General features: G+C 40.3%; 15 protein-coding genes and 1 pseudogene. 6 read left to right on the forward strand and 10 right to left on the reverse strand.

Features of this window, described 5'->3' with window-relative positions:
- Window positions 1-36: 36 nt before the first annotated feature.
- Window positions 37-1,050 (reverse strand): low specificity L-threonine aldolase, encoded by a 1,014-nt coding sequence (locus tag KZC02_RS11095; RefSeq protein WP_221395012.1) that lies wholly within the window; start codon window positions 1,048-1,050, stop codon window positions 37-39.
- A 144-nt stretch (window positions 1,051-1,194) separates the two neighbouring features.
- On the opposite strand from KZC02_RS11095, the gene KZC02_RS11100 reads away from it, so the two are divergent.
- Entirely contained in the window at window positions 1,195-1,377 is a 183-nt protein-coding gene (locus KZC02_RS11100; protein ID WP_221394167.1) for a hypothetical protein, read from the forward strand.
- Between the two features lie 107 nt (window positions 1,378-1,484).
- Here KZC02_RS11100 and KZC02_RS11105 read toward each other — a convergent pair whose 3' ends face one another.
- The 3 genes and pseudogenes from KZC02_RS11105 to KZC02_RS11110 all read right to left on the reverse strand — a co-directional run bounded on the left by KZC02_RS11105 (window position 1,485) and on the right by KZC02_RS11110 (window position 5,126).
- On the reverse strand, window positions 1,485-2,282 hold the full coding sequence (locus KZC02_RS11105) for an FAD-dependent oxidoreductase (protein WP_229254181.1): 798 nt from the start codon (window positions 2,280-2,282) through the stop codon (window positions 1,485-1,487).
- 101 nt (window positions 2,283-2,383) lie between these two features.
- A pseudogene (locus tag KZC02_RS33305) lies at window positions 2,384-2,632 on the reverse strand (FAD-dependent oxidoreductase); the annotation flags it as partial.
- A 175-nt stretch (window positions 2,633-2,807) separates the two neighbouring features.
- Window positions 2,808-5,126 carry a GH92 family glycosyl hydrolase gene (locus KZC02_RS11110; RefSeq protein WP_221394168.1) on the reverse strand — a complete coding sequence of 773 codons (2,319 nt, stop codon included), beginning with the start codon at window positions 5,124-5,126 and terminating at the stop codon, window positions 2,808-2,810.
- A 307-nt stretch (window positions 5,127-5,433) separates the two neighbouring features.
- Here KZC02_RS11110 and KZC02_RS11115 point away from each other — a divergent pair, with 307 nt between their 5' ends.
- The 3 genes from KZC02_RS11115 to KZC02_RS11125 all read left to right on the forward strand — a co-directional run bounded on the left by KZC02_RS11115 (window position 5,434) and on the right by KZC02_RS11125 (window position 8,621).
- Entirely contained in the window at window positions 5,434-6,276 is an 843-nt protein-coding gene (locus tag KZC02_RS11115) for an MBL fold metallo-hydrolase (protein WP_221394169.1), read from the forward strand.
- Window positions 6,277-6,564: 288 nt separating this feature from the next.
- Complete coding sequence (locus KZC02_RS11120) at window positions 6,565-7,335, forward strand: patatin-like phospholipase family protein (RefSeq protein ID WP_221394170.1); 771 nt, start codon at window positions 6,565-6,567, stop codon at window positions 7,333-7,335.
- 119 nt (window positions 7,336-7,454) lie between these two features.
- Window positions 7,455-8,621: an ATP-binding protein gene (locus KZC02_RS11125; RefSeq protein WP_221394171.1), complete on the forward strand. Its 1,167-nt coding sequence runs from the start codon at window positions 7,455-7,457 to the stop codon at window positions 8,619-8,621.
- Between the two features lie 13 nt (window positions 8,622-8,634).
- Here KZC02_RS11125 and KZC02_RS11130 read toward each other — a convergent pair whose 3' ends face one another.
- From KZC02_RS11130 to KZC02_RS11140, 3 genes are all read right to left on the reverse strand, one after another.
- Complete coding sequence (locus KZC02_RS11130; protein ID WP_221394172.1) at window positions 8,635-9,975, reverse strand: vanadium-dependent haloperoxidase; 1,341 nt, start codon at window positions 9,973-9,975, stop codon at window positions 8,635-8,637.
- Entirely contained in the window at window positions 9,972-13,367 is a 3,396-nt protein-coding gene (locus tag KZC02_RS11135; protein WP_221394173.1) for a VCBS repeat-containing protein, read from the reverse strand. Before KZC02_RS11135 ends, KZC02_RS11130 begins: the two co-directional genes overlap by 4 nt.
- Before the next feature lie 96 nt (window positions 13,368-13,463).
- Window positions 13,464-15,362, reverse strand: coding sequence for a RagB/SusD family nutrient uptake outer membrane protein (locus tag KZC02_RS11140; protein ID WP_221394174.1), 1,899 nt, complete (start codon window positions 15,360-15,362; stop codon window positions 13,464-13,466).
- 236 nt (window positions 15,363-15,598) lie between these two features.
- Between KZC02_RS11140 and KZC02_RS11145 the strand changes: the two genes are divergently transcribed.
- A protein-coding gene (locus KZC02_RS11145; protein ID WP_221389931.1) for an IS3 family transposase occupies window positions 15,599-16,776 on the forward strand; the annotation gives its coding sequence in 2 pieces (ribosomal slippage) (window positions 15,599-15,869 and window positions 15,869-16,776; 1,179 coding nt in all).
- On the opposite strand, the gene KZC02_RS11150 is transcribed toward KZC02_RS11145, so the two are convergent.
- On the reverse strand, window positions 16,750-19,875 hold the full coding sequence (locus KZC02_RS11150; RefSeq protein ID WP_221394175.1) for a TonB-dependent receptor: 3,126 nt from the start codon (window positions 19,873-19,875) through the stop codon (window positions 16,750-16,752). The genes KZC02_RS11145 and KZC02_RS11150 overlap by 27 nt on opposite strands.
- Window positions 19,876-20,532: 657 nt before the next feature.
- Between KZC02_RS11150 and KZC02_RS11155 the strand changes: the two genes are divergently transcribed.
- Window positions 20,533-21,882, forward strand: a complete 1,350-nt coding sequence (locus KZC02_RS11155) for a vanadium-dependent haloperoxidase (protein ID WP_221394176.1) — start codon at window positions 20,533-20,535, stop codon at window positions 21,880-21,882.
- Window positions 21,883-21,937: 55 nt separating this feature from the next.
- Here KZC02_RS11155 and nadB read toward each other — a convergent pair whose 3' ends face one another.
- Both nadB and nadA read right to left on the reverse strand, forming a co-directional pair.
- Window positions 21,938-23,518, reverse strand: a complete 1,581-nt coding sequence (gene nadB, locus KZC02_RS11160) for an L-aspartate oxidase (protein ID WP_221394177.1) — start codon at window positions 23,516-23,518, stop codon at window positions 21,938-21,940.
- 294 nt (window positions 23,519-23,812) lie between these two features.
- Window positions 23,813-24,808 carry a quinolinate synthase NadA gene (nadA, locus tag KZC02_RS11165; protein ID WP_221394178.1) on the reverse strand — a complete coding sequence of 332 codons (996 nt, stop codon included), beginning with the start codon at window positions 24,806-24,808 and terminating at the stop codon, window positions 23,813-23,815.
- Between the last annotated feature and the right edge of the window lie 65 nt (window positions 24,809-24,873).

Raw genomic sequence — 24,873 nt, forward strand, 5'->3', positions numbered from 1 at the left:
CCCTTCTCGTTCATCAGCAGGGATGGTCACAAAACACTAAGCTAGCCTCTTTCTCATTTCTTCCAGGTGATTGTCAGTAAAATCATGGTGTGTTACAAAACGAACCAGATTTTTCCCGAATGTAACTGCTTTAATCCCCTTTCCGGCCAGTTTTTGAACGTAATCTGTTTCAGAAATCTGTTCTTCCAAACGGATAATAACAATATTGGTATCAACAGGAAACAACTCTGTTACTTCTGATTTCTTTAGGAAAATGTCTCCGATTGCACGGGCACGGATATGATCTTCTTTCAGGCGTTCAACATGATGATCTAATGCGTAGATCCCTGCCGCAGCAAGAAATCCCGCCTGACGCCAGCCACCACCCATCAGTTTCCTGAAACGCCGTGCTTTGGTAATTGCCTGTGTTGATCCGATCAGCAAAGACCCGACAGGGCAACCCAGGCCTTTTGATAAACAAATACTGATACTGTCGAACACCTGCCCATATTGTACCGGGAGTTCCCCGGTTTCAGCTAATGCATTGAAAAGACGTGCCCCATCCAGATGTAATGGTATCTTTTTGTCCAGACAAACCTGCTTTATGGATTTAATCTCATTAATATCATAGTAAGACCCGCCGCCTTTATTCATCGTATTTTCAAGTGAAACAAGACGCGTAATAGTCGAATGAATATCGTTTTCCGGGCTGATCGCTTCTGCAACCTGTGCAGCTGTTAACCGGCCACGGTCGCCATCCATTAATTTAACAGACGAAAAAGAATTGAGCATAATCCCTCCTCCTTCATACAGATATATATGCGAATGCTTATCACAGATAACATCACTTCCAGGCTGCGTATGTACCCTGATAGCCAACTGGTTAGTCATCGTTCCCGACGGGCAAAAAAGGGCGTCTTCCATACCAAAAAGCCGTGCAGCTTTCTCCTGCAATGCATTGACAGTCGGATCATCACCCATTACGTCGTCTCCTACCTCTGCCGACCACATAGCTTCCTTCATTTGTGAAGTTGGCTTTGTAACTGTATCACTACGCAGGTCTATGATTATTTTCATATTTTAATAAAATATCTGAAAAATAAGTATAATCTGTTTTAAACAGGATTTTTGGTCAAAGCGTGAAGATATAAAATGAATTGAGGAGATTTGTAAGATTTATACAGATATGAAATCTTAATTACATAAAAAGAGCACATGGAGTTTGAAGAATATCTAAAACAAAAGAAAATAGACGCAATAGCATTCAAAAATGCAGATAATCCGAGGTTTCTGGAATGGAGCGAACTATTTAAAACCATGCATCCTGAGAGTTTTACCGCTCAGAAAAAATTCCTGATCAATGATATCAGAAGGAGATATCTTCTTTCGGATTTGTAGTCACCCCCGGGCGTTGCCCGGGGGTAAGATATGGAAACTTTTCAGGATAGTTTAGGGAATTGGATCATGAATTTATTCTAAATTCTCAATTCTAAATTCTTAACTCCCTACCCTTTCATCTCCTGCATGAGTTTCTGGAGAATGCCTACGGTTTTTTCGGTTTGTTCTTTACTTGGTGTTGTATCCCAATTGCCTACAATTCCATTACTTCCGATATAAATTCCATCTTTGCGTGATATGAAATTGGCACCATTAGTATACAATTTGTAATTGATATCAGCCTGCGGGATAAGACAGGAAAGCTGTCCGGATACAGGCGTTAATTCTGCATCATTGAAAACCGGTTTTGCACCCAGCCCCATACAATTTACAATTACTCTTTCGGGCAACGCGTCGATATCTTCCAGCTTTTTAATTTCCTGAATTTTCACTTTCCCGCCAAACATCAGAAAATCATTGAGATGGTGCCTCAGATATGACGGTATGTTAAACATCAGATTCGTTCTCCGGGTTACATGTCCGGCGTTGAAAGGATGTTCTTTTTCACTCAGTTTTACACGGTCCGGTATGAGTCCGTGTGCTTCAAAATCTTCTCCTCCTGCGCCAGGAATATATGCCGGTTCTTTTTCAAACACGCCATATTCCTCTGCCCAGCAGGCAATTTCATCCATTCCCAAAAGAAACTGAAAACGACGGAATGAATAACGTGTCGCTTCTTCCCAGGTTTTCTGAAACTCAGGTTTGGCGACTTTCACATCACAAACCCGGGAAGCCGGAGACCAGGTCCCTGTTGCCAGGTTGCTGGTAATATTCGGCGGAACATCTTTGGTATAAATCGTAACATCACATCCGCTTTCCTGTAATAAACGCGCAGTAGCAATCCCAACTGTACCGCATCCCAGCAAGGCAATTTTTTTTCACCGGTAGCCATAACGTTGTTCCTGGCAATATTGCCCGTTCCCCATGACAACGACCAGCCACTGCCTCCGTGACCGTAATTATGAACAATGGTCTTATTTCCGACCTGTTCCACATCGAGCCTTGGACCTGATGGACGGAATGGGCGTAAACCAACTGTTTCCTTCACAATGCGGTCCATTGAAAGCCTGAGCTTTGGGATCTGATGGTAACCGCGATTGATATAAAAATGTTTATCGGGATATAATTGCTGTGTTTTGGGAGCGCAGGAAGTAGCAATGGCACCAACGGCAAAACCGGCAGGAATTGCTTTTCCAAAAAAGTTTCTACGGTTCATTATAATAGATTAGGAAGATGGATTCTAACGAAAATTAAAGAACACAAACTTCGAATGCAAATTTTACGCTGGCACAAGCTGCCTAATCAGAATAATATTTTACTATCTTTCTATTAATACAATTAAACCATTGCATTATACAAAATAAAAGAAATAATATTTTATCAAAATAAAATTATTCAGATAACGACGGAGGCAGGTCACTGATGTTGGCTCCCCAGTTTTTATTAGGCTTGTCAGCCATTTGTAAAACCAGTTTACCACCTTTTATTAATTCTTCGTGTAACAGGTAGGTTTTCGTAAATGGCTTTCCATTTAATGTAGCCGATTGTATGTACAGTGCAGTGGCAGAAACGCCTTTTGCAATGATACTAAACTTTTTTCCTTTCAAATTCAGAACCGTTTCTTCAAAAACCGGGCTTCCCAAAACATAAACCGGGGAACCTGGTGTAACGGGATAAAACCCCATCATGCTGAACGCAAGCCAAGCCGACATTTGTCCGCCGTCTTCATTTCCGCTTAATCCACCCATTCCGGTATCGTATTCTTCTCTTATGATCTTTCTTACCAATTTCTGTGTTTTCCAGGGCTGGCCGGCAAATGCATATAAATAAGGGATCTGATGGTTTGGTTCATTGCCATGCCAGTAATGGCCCTGTTCGAAAAGTGTATCCAATTTATTACTAAAGGCCTTACTTCCACCCATTATCTTTTGCAACCCGGCAACATCCTGCGGTACAAACCAGGTATATTGGGCAGGTGACCCTTCGGTAATAAACGAAGACCGTTTCACAAAAGGATCGAATGATTTTATCCAGCTTCCATCCGCATAACGTCCACGCGCATAACCTGTTGAAGGATCTATTACATTCTGATAATTCAATGCCCGTTTTTTTAGAGCAATTGCATCATCCTTATGACCAAGCCCGGATGCCAATACAGAAAGGCAGTAATCGTCATATGCGTATTCAAGTGTGCGTGATACCTGCTCACGTTTATGAAATGCCTGCCAAACACTGTCTTCCAACGGAACATAACCGTATTTAAGATAAGACTCCAGCGCTCTCCTGCCTTTCCCGGCTGCATAACTCTTCGTATCTGTATTGACTTCAAAAGCATTTTTACGAAGTGAAGTATAAGCTGACTCAAGATCGAAATTTCTTATATTTTTGACATAAGCGTCTGCAATGACTGACATGGAATGGTCGCCAACCATAGCTGAAGTATAGTGGTTCCAGCAAGGAAAAATAGGCATCCAGCCTCCTTCTTCCGCTTTTTTCACCAATGACTGCATCATATCACCGGATTGTTCAGGTTCCAGTAAATGATGTAACGGCATGGCTGCACGGAATGTATCCCACATGCTGTAATCACAGTAATAATCAAATCCTTCGGCTTTTTGCAAAGGCGTTCCTCCGGCAAAAGAAGGATATTTCCCATCAAAGTCAGAATATAATCTCGGAGACAACTTAGTTCTGTACAAAGCACTGTAAAAAAGCTTTTTATCGTTCTCACTACCTTTAACTTCTGCTTTTCCTAATGCTGCATTCCACAATTTTTGAGTTGTTTTTTGTATCGTTTCAAAGCTTTTACCTTCAATTTCCTTTTGAAGATTCAGCCTGGCTCCTTCCAGACTGGTAAATGAAGTACCGATCTGAACCAATACAGTTTGCCGGGCTGCACCAAATCCAATATACGCTCCCAATTTTTCCTGCATTCCTTTACCCTGATATAATCTTCCGCCAGGCACAATGGTATCGCCCTTCCAGACTCCAAACTGGGTAATCTTTTTATCAAACTTTAACACAAAGTATCCGCTGAAACCCGCTGACTGTCCGGATCCCTGATAAATGCGATGAACAGGATTATAACCCGTTATTTCGCCTTTCTCCGGAAAAATTTCTACAAACCCTTCTCCCTCATCGCTGTTAGGCTCGACCACAATAAAAGATTCATCATCACTTTCAAAAGTAAAACGCATCATGGCTGAACGTAATGATGCTGTAACTTCTGCATTGATCTTATAATCTTCAAGACCTATGCCATAATAATCTGGTGACGTCTTTTCTTTTTCATGGACGAATGGCGTGGCTCTCAATTCCGGATTTACTTTTAATTCTCCTGACATAGGCATAATAGTAAGCGTTCCGTAATCCTGTACACAGGAACCATTCAGCCAGTGTGTACCACGAAAACCCTGAAAAAGTGAATCAGTATAGTAATAGGGAGCAATACATTTTGTTTCAGTAGATCTGGTTTGTGGAGTCCATTGGGTCATTCCATGCGGAGCACCAACAACCGGAATCGTTTGTCCTTTCAGCTCGCTTCCTGCTTCGCTATGCGAACGCGCACTCTCTATAGTAGACGGTGCCGTTCCAATCCGGGTTTCTACATATTCCAACACCGTTTTCTGAGCAAAACCATACTTACAATTGAACAGACTTAAGAGCAGGAAGAGATAAAATGATTTTTTAAACAAACCAGAAATAGTCATAAGAAAATAAGACTTTACCTTACAAAGGAAAAAAGATCAAAAAAATAATGATATGTTTAAGAGCCTGTTGAAATTTAGAATGTAAAATTGTTTATTGTTTATCGCTTATTTTTTAAAGGAAGTAAGACAAATTTTTTCGGAATAGCGGGCTATTCCGAAAAAATTTGGCGCAGATGTACTCAAAAAATAGCATAAACAACTTTACATAATGAATTTTAAACATGCTCTAAACAGTTTTAACAAAAACCAAATCTGCTTTACTTGCATAGCCAGTGAACACAGGACGATATAAACGGATACTTCCCTTATGAATTTACATATCATCGATACAGGATTTTTCAAACTGGATGGCGGAGCAATGTTTGGTGTGGTTCCCAAAACACTTTGGAATAAACATAATCCGGCAGATGAAAAAAATCTTTGCAGCTGGGCTATGCGCTGCATGCTTGTTGAAGATGGGAATAAATTAATGCTTATTGACACCGGATTAGGTGACAAACAGGATGACAGGTTCTTTGGATTTTATGACTTGCACGGAGATGCAACATTAATTTCATCTATTCGGGAGAAAGGCTACGATGTTACAGACATTACCGATGTAATACTTACACACCTCCATTTCGATCATGCAGGCGGTGCTGTCCGATACAAAACTGACCGTTCTATTTTAATCCCGACATTTCCTAATGCAACTTATTGGTCCAATGAAGAACACTGGCAATGGGCAACCAACCCTAATCCGCGAGAGAAAGCATCGTTTTTGAAAGAAAACATCTTACCGTTGCAAGAATCGGGACAATTGAAATTTATAAAAAAGGGAATGTCCCCATTTCAGCATATTGATTTCATTCATGTAGATGGGCATACCGAACAAATGATGCTTCCAGTTATCAGTTATAAGGATCAAAAAATTATTTACGTTGCTGATCTTCTGCCTTCATCCTTTCATGTTCCGCTGCCATGGATTATGAGTTACGATGTACGGCCGTTATTAACAATGCAGGAAAAGGAAGCCCTTCTTGAAAAAGCTGCGGATGAAAAATACATTCTGCTATTCGAACATGATCCTATATATGAAGCCGCATTGGTTGAAAAAGCAGAAAAGGGAATAAAGATTCAGGAACGGGGAGATTTTATTAATTTTATCTGAATGAGAAGAGAAGGTTATACAGAGAACCACAGAGATTTAATAGAGTTTCACAAAGGTTTCTTTTAATTTAAAACTTTTTGTTACTATTAGTCCTTAACACGAATTCTTTTGTATTGCTATCGGCCGACAGCATTCGGCTATCAAATTGATGCATGGAAGGAGATTTTGACTGATTCCCGATAGCAATACTGTCTTACAGATTGTACTCAAAAATTTTTTTTAATCCTTAAACATAAAAGTTCTGCGCAACTCAGCGCTAACCCCTGCTAACTCTGCATTTAAACACTTATGACGAAAATAGGACTTGTTTTATCCGGAGGCGGAGCACGCGGTATTTCACATATTGGTGCTGTGAAGGCTCTAATGGAGCAGGGAATTACTGTGAATGTTATCAGTGGAACCAGTGCCGGAGCATTTATTGGCGCCTTGTTAGCTTATGGATATTCCCCTGATGATATTCTTGAAATCTTCTTAAAAACATATTTTTCAGGTTATTTAAGATTTGGATTCAGTATGGGAGGTTTACTGAGAATAGACCGTGCGGAAGAAATCCTGAAAAAATATATTCCTGAGAATACTTTTGAAGCACTAAAAATCCCATTAGCCGTAACTGCGACTGACATCAACGCCGGCGAAGAAATATGTTTCAGGACCGGCGAATTAGCCAAACCGGTTTTAGCATCCTGTTGTCTGCCGGGATTGTTCAAACCTATTATTTTTGAGGGAAGGGAATTGGTTGACGGCGCTATTTTCAACAATTTACCGGTTGCTGCTATTGAAAAAGAGGTCGATTTTATGATCGGCATTCACTGTAACCCAATTATGCTTCAAAAATCATCTGCCCATATGCATAGTATTACTTACCGGAGCTTCCGGTTGGCTATGCGCGGAAAAGCCAAAGTAAGCCTGGATCAATGCGACCTGCTTATAGAAGCCCCGGAATTGGGTGATTTCAATACTTTTGACTTTCGAAAAACGCAGCAGCTGTTTGATATAGGCTATAAGTATACAAAGGAATTATTATTGCAAAAAGATGTGCTTTCGACAATTGACCGCTAGCCATCCGGCGCGTTGTTATTGGCTTTGGATAGTTTAATTTTCGATGTGACTTTAAACTTTATCCTTGTATATCCAAAGTTTAACTTTGGATATACAAGGATAAAGCCATATATTTAGGTATGATCAAGCGGAAATTACAGCAAAATATAGAAAAGAAATTAGGTCAGTCCCCTGTTGTTTGTATACTTGGACCCAGGCAGGTAGGCAAAACAACGCTGGCTAAACTAATTGCTAATACCGATAAAAAAAGTTTTATATATCTTGATGTGGAAAATCCACGGGATATTGCAAAACTAGATGATGCTTATTCCTATCTGGATAACTACCGGCAATCATGCATTCTGATTGATGAAGTACAACTTATGCCCGAATTATTTTCGATATTAAGACCTCTTATTGATGATTACAGGAAACCAGGAAGATTTATTTTACTAGGGTCCGCGTCACCATCATTGGTTAAAGGTGTTTCAGAATCTTTAGCAGGGCGGATTTCTTATCTGGAACTTACTCCAATAGGAATTTCTGAAATAATGGAAGCATATCCGCTTCGTGTACATTGGTTCCGAGGTGGTTTTCCAAATGCGTTGTTAGTCGAGCATGTATCTGATGGACAAGATTGGTTGCAGGATTTTATAAGAAGTTATATAGAACGTGATCTGGCATATCTATTCGGGGCAGAGCTCGTTCCTGTTCTACTACGCAACTTTTGGAGTATGCTAGCTCATACACACGGCAATATCTGGAATTCTGAAATATTTGCCCGTTCCCTTGGTGTAACTGCACCTACCGTTTTACGTTATTTTGGATTTTTAGAAGGAGGGTATATGGTGAGAAAACTTCCACCATGGTTTGTGAACGCAAAAAAACGACTCGTAAAATCTCCAAAAGTATATATTCGGGATACGGGAATACTACATAGCTTACTAAATATCAGTACACAGGATGAATTATTAGGACATCCCGGAGTTGGTGCATCTTGGGAAGGATATGTCATAGAACAGATTTCACAACGGATAGGAAGTGGCATTGAATTGTTTTTTTACCGGACTTTGGCAGGTGCAGAATGTGATCTGATTTTAGTTCGAGGAATAGAACCAATTGCCTGTATCGAAATCAAACTAAGCAATTCTCCTTCAATTACAAAGGGATTCATCAGTTCAACGGAAGATCTGAATCCTAAATATAAATATATCATTACTCCGGAAAGTGATAGGTACACAACAAGTTATGGAGTAATTGTAACTAATTTAAATGATTTTATAGAAAATGATCTGACTAAAATTTAATGTTGATTATTAATTATTTGATAGCAACAGCCGGCTGAGAGCCGTCAGCCGACAGCTTCACAACTACCCAATTTCCCACTTTTTCCCCTTGCTCAAACCCAACGTCAATAGCATCTTTGAAATGGATTCCCCCGTAAAACCTGGAAATGGCGGCTTCCTGTGCCGCATTATTAAATGATTTGAAACTGCGGGCTTTCAGGCCAAAACGCTCTTCCACTGTGTCGGTATAAGCAAAGTTTTCTCCAAAATAATGCGTAAGAATAACAGACACAGCCGATGATATTACTGAATGTCCACTCAGATATTCCGGGAACGGTGGCGTTTGTAAAAATGGTTTCCAGGTTGGATCAATGTATTTGCGGATCGCCGTTTCCGGACGTATCCGGTTACTTCTGTATTTTTCATCCCAGCAAGCCATAAATCCGTCCATCATACCAATGGCAACGGCTGTATTTACCTGCATGGTTTTAGCAAAATTTGTTTTTCCCTTCCGGCATGCAATATCTGTGATTCCCATCCAGTGCGAACCTGGGGATATTTTTTTCATACCCACCAGTAAATGTCCCTTATTGTCCAATGCAAATGGATTACAATCCCAGAATGCAGCAATCACTTTGTGTTCCGTTCCTGATTTATCATCATAATTCAACTTCATCAATTTAAAAAATTCAGAGCTTTTATCCTCGGAGAAAGCGATAGGAGGAACAGGTTTAAACTGAGATGCAGAATCCAGTGTAAAAGGCCTGACCGTATTAAAATAAGGCTCAACCGGAGGAAAATATCCCGGAGGAGTCGGGTACCAGCTGCCATTTATTTCCTTTGGTTCGTAACGCGGAAAATTACTGATCAGATTATATCTGTCTGCTTTGGCATACTTCAAAATTTGCTTACTGACAGCCAGTGCATATTTGCCGGATCCTGTAATGATGTCATTACTAAAACCAATGGAGCGACAGGAGTCGATCAGATGATCCTGGTATTTTTGCAATAATACCTTTCCTGACGGCTGCATTTTTTTGGCTGTTTCAAGCATCGCTAATGCAGCACTAAGCTGATACGAATAGGTTTCAACACTATCCGGTTTCACAATCTTTGGAAAACCATTCAGTACACCTGCCATACTTTTTGTGGCTGAATCATTTAATGCTACCACTTCATAGCCCGCAAGACAAGCATACGAAAAAAAACGGGCACCCAAAGGTGGATTTGTAACGTCATGCACCATTACGTCCGTCATGTGTGCAGTAATATTGCCTATTGTTTCAGGACTTATATCCGGTATTTTCTGATCAGCCGTTTTACATCTGAACAGCGTTCCGGTGAGAATAATAAGAAGAAAGATTTTACTTTTCATTTTGAACTCAATTGATATGCTTTTATTTCCTGTTGATTGATCCCGAATAATAATTTATTACCAATTGGAAGCACACTTCTAACGTCTCCATTTAGTGCAAAACCGGATTGTAACTGGGGGATATAATCAAATTTTCCTTTGCCGTTTCCTTTCAGTAATACGCCATAATTTGCATCATATTTCCCAAATCTTAAACGTGCCTTACTCACATTGCCGCATATTAGTAAATCCTTATTTCCATCGTGGTCATAATCCAGCGGGGTAATGGTATAAGCTGGTGAAACCTGAACTTCCAGAGGTAATGATCTCTCAGTAAATTTACCATTGGCACCACTTTCAAAATAGGCCGTCTTGAAATAATTGGCTTTTAAAGATTTCGCTCCCTGCAATTCTTCCGGCGTAAATATTTCCTTAACTGTTGCTTCCGCATAACTTTTATAATCCTGAAAGCGCGTACGCATAATGCTCATCTGGTCCAGCAGTTCGTCCCGGGTGATATACGGATAACTTTTGCCGTGAATATAAAAACTCATGATCGGATCAATAGCTCCGTTGTCGTCAAAATCTTTATAAATTAATTCCGCCGGCTCTGCGTCACTTGCTTTGCATTGTGTATTCAGGCCCATATTTCCAACCACCAGATCCGGTTTTCCGTCTCCGTTTAAGTCATCCAGCAAAATTTTGTTCCACCATCCGGTATAGGATTTTGCAAAAAAATCTTTCGTTCTATTCAACAGTTTTCCATTGGTATTGATAAAAACAGTAATTGGCATCCATTCTCCGACAATGATCAGATCCGGTTTTTTATCGCCGTTCAAGTCCGTCCAGGCCGCATCCGTAACCATTCCTATCCTTTCTATTTCAGAAGAAACCTGCTTCGTCTGATTGCTAAATTTCCCTCTTCCGTCATTGATCAAAACATAACTTTCAGGTGTTTCAGGATAACGTCCCGGAATTACGCGTCCGCCTGCAAACAGATCAGGTTTTCCGTCTCCATTCATATCTGCTACACGTACACAGCTCACACTGGTCAGCATTTTGGGTAATGCATCTGTCTTTTTTGTAAAATTCCCCTTACCATCGTTGATATACAACCGGCTTTGCAAAAGCGGATCTTCGGGCAAAAATGCTGCATATCCACCACTCGCTACAAACAAGTCCGTAAAGCCATCTCCGTTCGCATCAAAAAATACAGCATCAGTATCGTCACTTTGTTTATCACTACCAAAAGCCAAAACAGGTTTTGTAGTAAATGAGCCTCCTTTTTGCTGAAAATACAGTTTCCCCGCTTCGCCAGAGCCACCACCGGTATAGACGTCTTCCAGCCCATCACCATTTACATCGGCCTTGGCCATGCACGGGCCTGAAAACGAAATTGGGTTGATCAGTAAAGGCTGACGTTTAAAATCATTGGTTCGAATTACCGGACTTTTAAAAGCAACAGGAGAATGTACGGATGTAAAAACAGGGGTGGGAATTTTAGTAAATGACTTCCCGGTTTTAGCATTTTTTTCAGATAATGCAAGTATCTGGTTTGTTTTCGGATTGAGTATCTTTTCTCTTTTTCCACTTTGCCAGATTATAACCAATGAATCAATAGCATTGTCCCTTCCCAATCCAAAATGTAAAACCGGTGATACACTGGATTGGTAACCGCGGGTTGGCATTTGTTCCAGATATTGCTGTTGTCCTTTATGATAAATCGTAATCCTTGCGCCTAAACCTAAGGTATTTTTACTATCTCCTTGTGTTTTGATCTTCAGGTAATTATTCTTTAAATATTTATCGCTTTCATTCTGATAAATAAAAGCAGGAATATTGATGTTGTTAACGACCAGATCCAGATCTCCGTCATTGTCCAGATCAGCATAAGCCGCACCTCCGCTGTTAGAAATCTGGCTCAAACCCCAATTTTCTGCTACATTATTAAAAGTCAGGTTCTTATTATTCTGAAATAAATAATTTTTCATATTGGAAGAGGGCATCTTATATACCAATTCCAGAACATCTTCTCTTTTCACCTGCCCTTCTTTTCTTTTTAAATGATCTCCCATGTATTTTACAAAATCCATATTCGTAAAATCACGCAGATTTCCATTGGTTACAAAAAGGTCTTTCCAGCCATCATTGTCATAATCAGCAAACAAAGGCGCCCAGCTCCAGTCCGTATTAGATACTCCTGCCAGCTGCCCGATTTCCGAAAAAGCAGGTTTCCCTTTACCCTTTACCCCTTCCCCTTTTGCCCCTTCATTCAATTGCAGCATGTTCCGCATATACTGATGCCTGAACCCTACTTTGACATTGAAATCAAATAGTTCATAATTATCCAGTCCAGCCAGTAATTTTTGTCTGCGGTTATCTTCCGGCAACATATCAAGGGTAAAAATATCAGGCAGTCCGTCGTTGTTAAAATCAGCAATATCATTGCCCATTGATGAGTGTGAAGTGTGGCCGATACCTGCGTCTGTTACGTCAGAGAAAGTACCGTTTTTGTTGTTGATATATAAAAAATCAGGAACCGAATAATCATTGGAAACGTACATGTCCGGCCATCCATCCTGATTGATATCAGCAATTCCTATCCCCAATCCGTAAGTTAACGGAGAACTGTGAATTCCCGACTTGATGGTTACATCAGTAAAAAACGGAGTTCCGTCTGATTTTAAATCATTACGAAATAACCTTACACCGCAAATCGGGTCATCTTTTTTAAGCAGATCAGCTGTGCTGGATTCGTCCAGTATGGGTAATGCTTTGGGATTATGATTTAACAAAAACATATCAAGATCGCCATCCCGGTCATAATCAAAAAATGCAGCCTGCGTACTGTTACTTGGCGCTGAGAGGCCATATTGTCCGGCCATTTCTTCGAATTGAGGAATCCCGTTATCGTTGTTTCCTTTATTGATAAAAAGCTGGTCTTTTAAACTTTCGGGAGAAACATTTCCTGAGTAACATACATAAATATCCAGTTTGCCATCGCCGTTTACATCCGCCATAGTTACGCCGGTTTTCCATGGTTTTTCCCTACCGCCAACACTTGAAACCGCTGTAATATCTTCAAAAACCATTTTTCCTTTATTCAGGTAAAGTTTGTTTGAAACCATATTACCTGTAAAATAAATGTCATCCAGCCCGTCACCGTTTAAATCACCGACCGCTACGCCACCTCCGTTATAAAAATATTCATACATCAGCACATTGGTATTCAGTCCTTCCGTTAATGTATTGGCAAAATCAACTTTGGTTTGTTCCGGCGTCAAAAGGGTAAACAGAGGCGTGTCTGTTTCAGGCTTTTCTTTTTCAGAAGTCGATGAATTCTGACAGCCAGTGAAAATAAAGGTTCCTGTAATAATCAGGCTCAAAAAATATTGAACGTTTATTCGTATCATATTTCGGACTTACGCAGGTATATATAATAGAAAAAAGAAACTATGCCTTCATGGAAGACATAGTTTCTTTAAAATTAATCATTATAAAAAGACAAACTAGTTATCGTAACCAGGATTTTGAAGTAATGATGCATTCCTGTTAATTTCATTACGGCTGAAAGGACGGAAATACATTTTATCCACCCATGTACGGTTTTCATGAGATTTTTCTTCAACAGGCGTGTAAGTATAATCGTAAACCGTTGTATCGAAATGATACGGTTCTTTCATAGACTTACCTGTTTTGAATTTACCAAGAACGTTAACATATTGTAATGGACGTCCAAGTGTTTCTTTTGCAATCATCCAGCGACGTGCATCATGATAACGCTGTTCTTCATAAGCCATTTCAATTCTTCTTTCGTGACGGTAAGCTTCTTTTAAAGCTGCACCAGTAGCTTTTGATGCAGGCATACCAGCACGGAAACGAATTTTGTTCAACCATGTAAGAGCAACTGCTTCCTGTCCTAATTCAATACTTGCTTCAATATAATTGAAAACAGCTTCAGTATATCTCAGGAAAGGCCACGGAATATTCTGACGGTCAGTATTTTCAACAAGATCCGGATTAGGATCAATAAATTTACGCATGTAATAACCGGTACGGCTTCCGTTCCAGTCTTCAATTGTACTCTGACGTGTATCTAATCCTTTACGGTTAAACAAGGCCCCTTTATCGTCCAGAAGGTCGTAAGCACCAGTCTGTATCTGATTTGTAGGGTCAACATTTCCTGAAATTTTGTTACGCGGTTTCCAGGGAGCTCCGTCATACATTACAGTTGCATAAAAACGAGGGTCACGATTAACATATGGCGCAGCTTTTTGAACAGGATTTGTCCAGGCAAAAGAAGTTCCATCCATCATTTCGTAATCATCAACCAGTAAACCGATTGGTGTATTACCAGCCCAGTTATGATAACCGTTCGGGCCATTTCTTAACCCAGTCTGGCGCGCACCACCTTCATTCCCGTCATTAAGACTTGGTGTAAAAAACTTACCAAAAATGATTTCATTACCTCCTGACGGATCCAGTGTTTTGTCAGCACTGTACCCAGCCATTGCAATAGAAATATAATTAAGCCTGCCTTGTTCAGCTGTTGCAGGAGCAGTCAGGTCTAATTTGTATCCACCATTACCTCCGTCAATTACAGCCTTTGCAGCAGCCTGAGCGGCAGTCCAGCGGGCAGCACGGTCTCCGGATAAATATCCAAGAAATTCAGGATGAGCAAATCCTGCAACCAATGCTGATTTCGTTTTTGCAGTTGGAATATCATGCAGGTCACTTGCTGCATAAAGTAAAACCCTTGATTTAAGAGCTAACGCAGCAACTTTTGTAGCACGGCCTTTCACAGCTGTTTTACCATCTAATAACAAAGCAGCACTATCAGCATCGTTTATTATTGACTTTACACATTCATCATAAGTATTACGGGCAACTGAATAATCTTCATTTAAGGCATACACCTTTTTGATGATTGGTACAGAGCCATAATAGCGTAATAATTGCTGATAGTAATAAGCCCTTAAAAAATACGCCTCACCTTTCAGACGCGCTTTCAAAGTTTCATCCGTAAAAGTAGCCGAAGCCAGGTTATTTATTGCCTGGTTTGCTGATCTGACGCGGGTATACATAGCTCCCCATCCGTACGTATCATCTACCCAACCAAGATTGGAAGGGCTTAAACTTCCTTCATTTACTGTGTTAATACTACGGCCGGTATGGGTAAATACAGCTTCGTCGGTAAGAGAAGCCAGCATTTGTTCACTAAAACCTCCCTGCTGAAGACCGGCATAAATCCCGGTAACAAAACCTTCTGCGAGTGCTCCGTCTTTCCATACTTCCTCAGTTGGTATTTCAGTTGGAGGCGTTACGTCCAGGAAGTCTGTATTGCAGGATGAGAGCCCTAATGTGGCCGACAGTGCAATCAGTAATATATTTCTATAATTCAATTTCATATTCATAATTAATTAAAATCCTACACGTATACCTGCATTAAGAATTCTCGACTGTGGATAGTATTGTCCACTTGTGCTTGTAGATTCAGGATCCCAGATTTTGATTTTAGAGAAAGTAAACAGGTTCAATCCATTTACATAAACCCTGAATTTATTTAACCCTAATTTCTGACCAACTGGACTTGCTACCTTTAAGTGGACATTGAGTTAAGTGAAACTTTTATAACTTAACACTTATGTCTGGAGAAAGAAGAGTATTTGACAAGGAGTTCAAACTGATGAGCGTTGAACTAAGCAATAGCCGCACAGACCTTGCTGCACTGGCAAAAGAATTGGATGTTCCACCTGCTATGCTATACCGCTGGCGTAGAGAGTTTTCTGCGAAACAAAACGGTAGTTTTCCTGGCAACGGAAAGGTGATTTTAAGTGAAACGGAACAGGAATTGGCCCGGCTAAGGAAAGAACTCCGCGACACACAACTTGAACGAGATATCTTAAAAAAGGCTGTAGGCATTTTCTCCAGGAGCGATGGCAAATATTCGGGTTCATAAAGGATCACCGGAAAATATTTCCCATTGAGAAAATGTGCATGGTTTTTAAGGTAAGCAGAAGCAGGTTTTATACTTGGCTGAGCAATAAACTATCGGATACAGCTATTGAAAATCAGACCCTTATCGATAAAATAATTGTTATTCATGGGGATAGTAAACAAACGTACGGAAGCCCCAGGGTCACTCAGGAATTGTACAAACTGGGGGTGAAAGTGTCCCGTCCAAGGGTCGCCAGACTGATGAAGAAAGCAAAAATAAGAAGTATTGTCAAGAGAAAATTCCGTGTCACAACAGATTCTGAACATACATATCCGGTTGTAGCAAATAAGCTTAACAGGCAATTTAAAGTAGAAAAAATAGCTACTGCGTGGGTGTCTGACATCACATACATTAAAACGACGCAAGGTTGGCTATATCTCACCATAGTACTGGATTTAGCTGACAGGAGAGTAATTGGATGGGCGCTTAGTTCAACAATGAAAGCTATTGATACTGTGATACCTGCGTGGAAAATGGCTCTGAAAAATAGAAGCGTAACCTGTGAATTAATTTTCCATTCGGATAGGGGAATTCAATACGCCTGCAACGAATTTAAAAGTTTGCTGGACAAAAGCCCACTGGTAATAAGAAGCATGAGCAGAAAAGGAAATTGTTGGGATAATGCGGTTGCTGAAAGTTTTTTTAAGACCTTAAAAGCAGAATGTGTTTACCAAAATACTTTTATTAATAAACACCAGGCAGCAATAATTGTATTTGAATATATTGAAACCTGGTATAATAGAAAGAGGCTTCATTCTGCCCTCGGGTACATGTCACCAAAAGAATTTGAAGAACTTTTAAATATGCAGAAAATTGCGGCTTAACATTTTGTCCTCTTTATTGTTGCAATTCCAAACAGAAGAGGGAAGATTGTAACCCAACTCGATATTCTTAACACGTACGTAATTATTGCTTTTCAGGAAGTAATTGTTAAAACCAGCCTGATCAACATTTGTGTAATACCTGTTACCTCTGTTAGTCAAACGAGGATATCTTGTATCAGGATTGTCGATGGTCCATCTGTGGTCAAAATCGTATTTCAAATAGTTACCAATATCTCCGGATTCTGTCAGACCTACTAGCTGTAAACCACCAGCAGCACCTTGAAACAACACAGATAAGTCAAAGGCTTTATAACCAAGATTCACAGAAGCACCACCTGTAAACCATGGACGTTGTACCTTTTCAGTACGCAACCGGTCATCGGCAGTAATTTTACCATCACCATTTACATCTTTAAATTTCATATCGCCAGGAAGCAGAGCACCAGCAATCGCGCTATAATCTAACTTATTATCTCTGATTTCAGCTTCGTCTTTAAACGATCCGTCAAATTGATAAACAAGGAATGATTGATAAGGCATACCAGTTGATTGCTGATAAGTAGGCGCACCTGGCGTTTCATCCCAGTATTTGATCTGGTTTCTTGCGTATCCACCATTTACACTCACAGAGTATGTGAAATCCTTGATGCTGCCATCGTAGCTAACTTTGAATTCCCATCCTTTATTTTGCAGTTTTCCCAAGTTTTGAGGAGGAAGTTTACCGTCAATACCAGCTGATGAAGGAGTTGAGCCCGCTTTTGGGATCAAAATCTTAGAACGGTTATTAACGAAGTAGTCAAATTCGAAAGCTACTTTATCTTTAAACAAGGTACCTTCAATACCAAAGTTTGAGTTGTTCGCTACTTCCCATGTAAACTGACCATTTGCAACGCGTGACTCAAGCAAAGTTTTAACAGCCTGATCATTGATTACATACTGGCCAAAATTCATTGTTGAAAGATACTGGTATTCAGCAAGGTTTTCTGTTCCAACGATGTAAGGTTCAGCTCCCATTTGTCCCCATGAACCACGAAGTTTTACGTTGTTCATAAAACGGATGTTGTTTTTCCAGAAATCTTCTTCTGACATACGCCATCCTGCTGATACCCCTGGGAAAAATCCGAAACGGCCATCTTTCGGGAAAATATAAGAACCATCAACTCGCCACAAGAACTCAGCCAGGTATTTTTCCTTATAGTTATAACCAGCACGTCCAAAGTAACTTAGACGGGCACGTTGGTACAAATCTGTTGGATTTATCAAATTTGAATTACCAATATTTTGCTCAGGAGTTCCACCAGCAAAAAGTTGATCGACAACAGGAGAAATGAAATATCTGCGGTAAGCAAAGAAACCATCTGCATCCACTTTTTCACGCTGGATACCGGCCATTACGTTAAAATTATGCGCTCCAAATGCTTTTTCGTAAGAGACCTGTCCTGTCAGCTGTACAGATAATTCCTGTGCTGTTGTTTCAGTCAAACGAGGATCATTGAAAGTTGACCTTGTCGCTCCTGTCAAAACAGGTGTTACACCATCCGCTTCGTAAGAAGTTTTATCCCAATAATACAACGTCCATGGTTTTGCCCATGATTTGCCGCGGCGTATTTGTTTGTCAATTGCCGCCATACCGATCACTTTCAGGCCAGGAACACCAGGAACGTCAAATTCCAAAGTACCATTGGTTTGGATGTAATCACGTTTGTCATTGTTGTAACCAGTCTGGTTGGTAGTAATGATAGCCGGATTCTGGCCATTTTCAATATCAGGACCAGGCCTTCCATCAGGCCAGATTGCAATTTCTGTAGGTTTTCCACGCATTAACATACGGAAGATATCACCTGCACCACCACCATTCGGGAAATGACGAAACTCCTCACGAAGTGCCATACCCAATTTAGCTTTAAGATATTTATTGATCTTAGTATCCAGGTTAAGGCGCATATCATATTGCTTGTAACCTGTTGCAGAATTGATATAGTTACCATCCTGGTTGATATAACCCAATGATGCCAGATAATTGATATTCTCACTGCCACCCATCAACTGTAAGTTATGGCGTTGCTGAGGGGCCCAGTTACGGATAACTTTGCTGTACCAGTCTGTATTCGGGTGAAGCAGAGGATCACTTCCGTCTCTGTATTTTTGTATATCTCCAGGTTGGAAAACAGCAGTTATCAATTCGGAATTGTCTGTTCTTTTGTATGTTCCCGCTGTGTTGAAGCCCTGTAATGCTCCGCCCCACTGTGCTGCAGGAAGATTGTCATAAATCTGCAATTCGTTTCTGATCGTTGCATATTCAGCTGCATTAGACATTTTTGGTGTTATTGTTGGCTGGCTCATACCAACATTCATGTCATATGAGATCTGTGGTTTACCTGATTTACCACGTTTAGTTGTGATAAGAATAACACCATTACCAGCACGTGACCCATAAATTGCAGCCGCTGCATCTTTCAAAACGGAGATACTTTCAATATCAGCCGGATTCAGACGATCCAAACCACCACTACGGTTAGGTACACCATCCACAACGATCAGTGCATTGCTGTTACCCAATGAGTTGGTACCGCGAATACGGATTGCAGATCCATCATAACCAGGTTCACCGCTGGATTGAACAGTGGAAACACCCGGAAGACGTCCGCCCAGTGTATTAGAAAGGTTAGCAGAAGGCGCTTTTTCAAGTTCTGTTCCTTTTACGGCTACTACAGAACCTGTTAATGTTGCCTTTTTGGCAGTACCATACCCCACAACCACAACCTCTTCCAAAGCCTTAGTATCCGACAAAAGTGTTACATCAACTGATGACTTGTTGCCAACTGTGATTTCCTGTGTCAGATAACCGATGTAAGAAAACACCAGTGTTGCATTTGCAGGAACAGTAACTGTATAGGATCCTTCTCCATCAGTTACAGTACCTGATGTAGTCCCTTTTACAACTACACTTACACCAGGAAGTCCGGTGCTTTGATCATCTTTAACTTTACCTTTTACAGTTTCCTGAGCAAATGCTCCGACAACAGTAAGCAGTGAAAGAAAGAGAGAAAATGCATATCGCTGTACGCTGCGATATGTCCATCTAGTAGAAATTCTCATAGATTAATAAATAAAATAGATAAAAAAAGAATTGGTAAAATTTTTAACCTCTAAAACTGCGGGAACACAAAGCGTAGAGCTGGCAAATATGTTACTAGAAACTTAAATAGTTTGTAGTACGAAATGTAGGAACTGAAAAGTAAATGTTTATAGTCATAATGAAGTTTTGCTAGGTTGAGTGAATCTTCAAATCAAAGTAAAAGGTGAATTGCGCTTTTCAAAAACATGAACCAAAATATCCCCAATGGGTTATCTGCACATCTATTATTTGATAAGTACCAAATGTATTTTTATACTCGTTTGATAATGCAAAAAGATATCAAATATTTAACAAATAAAAGGCTTCTTGAAAAAAATCAATGTATTATGAAAAAATAACAATGAATATAAATGTCAAAACGACACAATGCATATTTTCGAGTCAATTTGTAACTCATAATTTACTTATCAATAGAAGTTATTAAGATTTTGACTACTCATTTTTACTACACTTTTTCATTAGAAAAACGTTGAGATTTCCAGTTGAAAATAAATCTTTGATCTAAAAAAAATACAGAATAATTTTGGCATAGTTAAAAAAGACGTTTAACTCAAACCGGAAATTCTTCATTATATTCGCGGTTTATTTTCATCCTTTTCGGCAACAGTGATATTGTAATGAAATTCATCCTACCACTCATCATTATTACACTTTTTACAGTTAGTTGTAAAAAAGATGTTTCCTCTGAAGAATATAATTTAAAGGCCTCAGATCCAAAATTATTTCATGAAACAGCAACGCACTTAACTGACGTAATTATTCATGATATCTTCAAACCGCCCGTTGCAAGCAGGATATATGGTTATTCATTCATAGCAGCATACGAAGCCCTGGTACCAGGTTATCCCGAATATCAGTCACTTGGAGGACAACTAATGAAATTTAAAGGTGCTCCCAGGCCTGATACAAGTCTGGCATATTGCTATCCCCTGGCAAGTATAAAAGCTTTTACTTCCGTAGCACGTACACTTACTTTTTCGGGTAATATGTGGGATGATTATGAAAAAGGATTATTTGAAAAATACAAAAAAATGGGTATTCCTGAGGACGTATACGAGCGTTCGATGGCTTATGGCGATACAGTGGCCAAACACGTAATGGCTTATGCTTCAAAAGATCATTATAAAGAAATAAGAGGCTATAGGTATACTGTTACCAATGCACCGGGAACGTGGGTACCTACGCCACCGGCTTACGCTGATGCATGTGAACCTATGTGGAATACGGTCAGGCCATTTGCACTGGATTCGGTCACCCAGTTTCGCTGCCCGCCGCCAGCTCCTTATGACCTGGCAAAAAACAGTAAATTCATGGCCTTGAGTATGGAGGTTTATAACATAGGAAAAAATCTTACTGAAGAGCAAAAGGCAACTGCCTATTTTTGGGATGACAATCCTTTTGTTACCAATGTGGTGGGCCATGCTATGTTTGCCAGTAAAAAAATGACTCCGCCCGGACATTGGCTTGCCATTATACGTACGCTGGCGCTGGATAAAAAACTGGATCTGGTAAAATCTACTGAGGCCTATACGCTGGGTGCATTGTCATTGTATGATGGCTTTTTATCATGCTGGGACGAAAAATACAGGAGTGTCAGGATAAGGCCGGAAACGGTTATCAATAACAATTGGGATCCGAACTGGCGGCCATTTCTGGAGACACCCGCTTTTCCTGAATATGTAAGCGGACACAGTACTATTTCAGCTGCCTGTGGTGTGGTGCTGGAACATTTGATAGGCAAAAATGTAGCTTTTACCGATTCAACTGAAAAGAAATACGGACACGGAGTTAAGTCGTTCAAATCCTTGGAAGATGCTTACTGGGATGCATCAATAAGCCGTGTTTATGGCGGTATTCATTATCGCGATGGTGTTGAAGAGGGAACGCATCTGGGCAAGAAAATAGGTGAAAACGTATGGCAGAAAGTAATTACCAGAAAAGACAGGAATACAATTGCGGCTAAATGAATATCCGGCAGACTTTCCAGGTCTAAGTTTCCCAGTCTCTGAAACCTGGAAAGTCTTATGCTTTCACATGATCCGCATTATAATGCAACCCAATGTTTTCCCGCCTTGCCATAGCCATTTTGATGATCAGGTAAGATACAGAGATCATATTTCTGAGTTCACAAATAGCAACGGATACTTTGGACTCACGGTATAAATCTTCATGCTCCTGATGCAATAACTGCAAACGATCATAAGCCCGTTTCATCCTTCGGTCGGTGCGCACAATACCCACATAATTAGACATAATACTGTTAAGCTCGCGCGTCATTTCGGTCACCAATACATTTTCTTCCGGATGTGTAGTGCCGGAATCATCCCACTCCGGAATATTGTCCGGTGTAAAAGATTCATCAAAACTTGACAATGTACTTTCATAGGCTCGGTGTCCAAAAACTACTGCTTCCAGTAATGAATTGGAAGCAAGCCTGTTAGACCCATGTAATCCTGTACATGCACATTCTCCTACTGCATAAAGAAAGTTAATATTGGTTTTTCCCCATTCGTTTACCCTAATACCGCCGCACATGTAATGCTGCGCCGGTACAACAGGTATCATATCGGTTCTCACATCAATTCCTGCATCAAGACAGTACTGTGTAATGTTGGGGAAGTGTTCCAGGAATTTTTCATAATCACAATGGCGTACGTCCAGATAAACATGATCTACACCGTTCTTCTTCATTTCAGAGTCAATTGCCCGTGCGACAATATCACGGGGAGCTAAAGAAAGTCTGTCATCATACAATTCCATGAAGGTACTGCCATCAGCACGTTTCAGAATACCGCCAAAACCACGAACAGCTTCTGAGATAAGAAATGAAGGTTTTTTCCCGGGAAGATAAAAACTGGTAGGATGGAATTGTATGAATTCCATGTTATCACAAATACCTTTGGCACGGTAAGCCATTGCAATTCCATCGCCGGTCGCAATGGTAGGATTGGTCGTACTCTGATAAATATTACCAATTCCGCCAGTGGCAAGCATGGTCGTTTTGGCAGTAAATTTTTCAACTTCTCCGGTTCTCCGGTTTAGCACATAGGCACCAAAACATTTGATATCTTCCTGGTAACGGTATACAGTTGCACCCAGATGGTGCTGTGTGATTAATTCTACTGCATAATAATGGGTAAATATCTGAATGCTCTTGTGCCTGTTTACTTCCTCTAAAAGCGCACGCTCAATCTCAGCACCTGTAATATCTTTGAAATGCAGTATCCGGTGATCGGAATGTCCGCCTTCCTTGGCCAGATCGTATTCTCCGCCTGATTCCTTATCGAAACGGGTTCCATAGTCAATCAATTCCTGAATCCGTTCAGGAGCTTCTTTTACAACGATTTCTACGATATTCCTTTTATTTACTTCATCGCCGGCATCCATTGTATCCTGAATGTGCTTTTCAAAAGAATCTGATTCTGCCCAGACAACCGCAATTCCGCCTTGTGCATATTTTGTATTCGTTTCGTCCGCCTGAACTTTGGTTATTACGGCTATCGAAATCTCTCGTTCTGCATTCTCAAAATGCCTCGCAAGTTTGGCGGCATAACTAAGTCCGGCTATACCGGAACCAATAATCAGGAAATCAAATTGAGGCATTTTATGAATTTAGGGGTTATTGAATGTTTTTTTCGGCTTTCGGCTTTGGGCTTTGGGCTTTGGGCTTTGGGCTTTGGGCTTTGGGCTTTGGGCTTTGGGCTTTGGGCTTAAAATTGGGTTCTACAAATAATGGTTCATTCGTTTTTCCGTTTTTCCGTTTTTCCGTTTTTCCGTTTTTCCGTTTTTCCAGGGCGTTGCCCTGGGCTGAGATATTAGAGCCTTTCAGGCTGGCTTTTGATTTGGTTTTTATACTGAACCGTATTGTTGGCCTGGTCTTTGCTCTTAATATTAATTCTAGATTCCTTTGCTTAGTTCAAGCATTCTGGCCACGGATTCGTATGCTTTTAAACGGATATCTTCCGGTACAAAAATTTCAGGTTGCTCGTATAACAATGCTTTGTAAACTTTTTCCAATGTATTCATTTTCATATACGGACATTCAGAACAAGCGCAGGTATTATTATCAGAACCAGGTGCCGGAATCAGTTTTTTATCTGGCACCGATTGCTTCATTTTGTGCAAAATTCCCGCCTCAGTTGCCACGATAAATTTATCATGCGGGGATTCTTTCACAAATTTCAATAACCCGGTTGTTGAACTAACAAAGTCGGATTGCATCAAAATATCCTCTTTACATTCAGGATGTGCTATTAATAGCGCATCAGGATGTTCTTCTCTCAGCTCTTTTAATTTTTCTCTGGAAATGTCAATATGTACAATACAAGCACCGTCCCACAAAACCATTTCACGCCCCGTTTTATGCGCTACATACCTACCCAGATTTGCATCCGGAGCAAATATAATTTTCTGGTCTTTTGGCAGACCGTTTACTATCTGTAATGCATTTGAAGATGTGCAAACTATATCAGTCAAAGCTTTGATCTCAGCTGAGCAATTGATATAACTAATCACGATATGGTCGGGATATTGTGCCTTAAAGGCAGCAAATTTATCAGCAGGAGCAGAATCTGCAAGGGAACATCCGGCGTTAAGATCTGGAATTACTACTTTCTTATTGGGACTTAACACTTTGGCAGTTTCTCCCATAAAGTGTACGCCGCAAAAGATGATCATATCAGCTTCTGTAGCGGCAGCCTGTTGTGACAATCCAAGGCTATCTCCTATATAATCAGCCAGATCCTGAATAGCTGCATCTACATAATAATGCGCAAGGATGACGGCGTTTTTTTCTTTTTTTAATCGGTTTATTTCTGAGATCAGATCGATATCATCTGCTATTGCTTCGGTAACATACCCGTAACGGCTTACTTGTTCTTCAATCGTTGTCATTATGGCGAATAATTGGCTTTTAGTAATTCTTAAAAATCCATGCCGAATTTACGATAATAACCGTT

This window comes from Dyadobacter sp. NIV53, assembly GCF_019711195.1.
Classification (GTDB): domain Bacteria; phylum Bacteroidota; class Bacteroidia; order Cytophagales; family Spirosomataceae; genus Dyadobacter.

Bases quoted from the DNA above. Each gene is read 5' to 3' on its own strand.
- KZC02_RS11130 (WP_221394172.1), bottom strand. From the start codon at position 9,975: ATGAAAAGTAAAATCTTTCTTCTTATTATTCTCACCGGAACGCTGTTC.
- KZC02_RS11125 (WP_221394171.1), top strand. From the start codon at position 7,455: ATGATCAAGCGGAAATTACAGCAAAATATAGAAAAGAAATTAGGTCAG.
- nadB (WP_221394177.1), bottom strand. From the start codon at position 23,518: ATGCCTCAATTTGATTTCCTGATTATTGGTTCCGGTATAGCCGGACTT.
- KZC02_RS11135 (WP_221394173.1), bottom strand. From the start codon at position 13,367: ATGATACGAATAAACGTTCAATATTTTTTGAGCCTGATTATTACAGGA.
- KZC02_RS11150 (WP_221394175.1), bottom strand. From the start codon at position 19,875: ATGAGAATTTCTACTAGATGGACATATCGCAGCGTACAGCGATATGCA.
- KZC02_RS11140 (WP_221394174.1), bottom strand. From the start codon at position 15,362: ATGAAATTGAATTATAGAAATATATTACTGATTGCACTGTCGGCCACA.
- KZC02_RS11120 (WP_221394170.1), top strand. From the start codon at position 6,565: ATGACGAAAATAGGACTTGTTTTATCCGGAGGCGGAGCACGCGGTATT.
- KZC02_RS11155 (WP_221394176.1), top strand. From the start codon at position 20,533: ATGAAATTCATCCTACCACTCATCATTATTACACTTTTTACAGTTAGT.
- KZC02_RS11100 (WP_221394167.1), top strand. From the start codon at position 1,195: ATGGAGTTTGAAGAATATCTAAAACAAAAGAAAATAGACGCAATAGCA.
- KZC02_RS11110 (WP_221394168.1), bottom strand. From the start codon at position 5,126: ATGACTATTTCTGGTTTGTTTAAAAAATCATTTTATCTCTTCCTGCTC.
- nadA (WP_221394178.1), bottom strand. From the start codon at position 24,808: ATGACAACGATTGAAGAACAAGTAAGCCGTTACGGGTATGTTACCGAA.
- KZC02_RS11115 (WP_221394169.1), top strand. From the start codon at position 5,434: ATGAATTTACATATCATCGATACAGGATTTTTCAAACTGGATGGCGGA.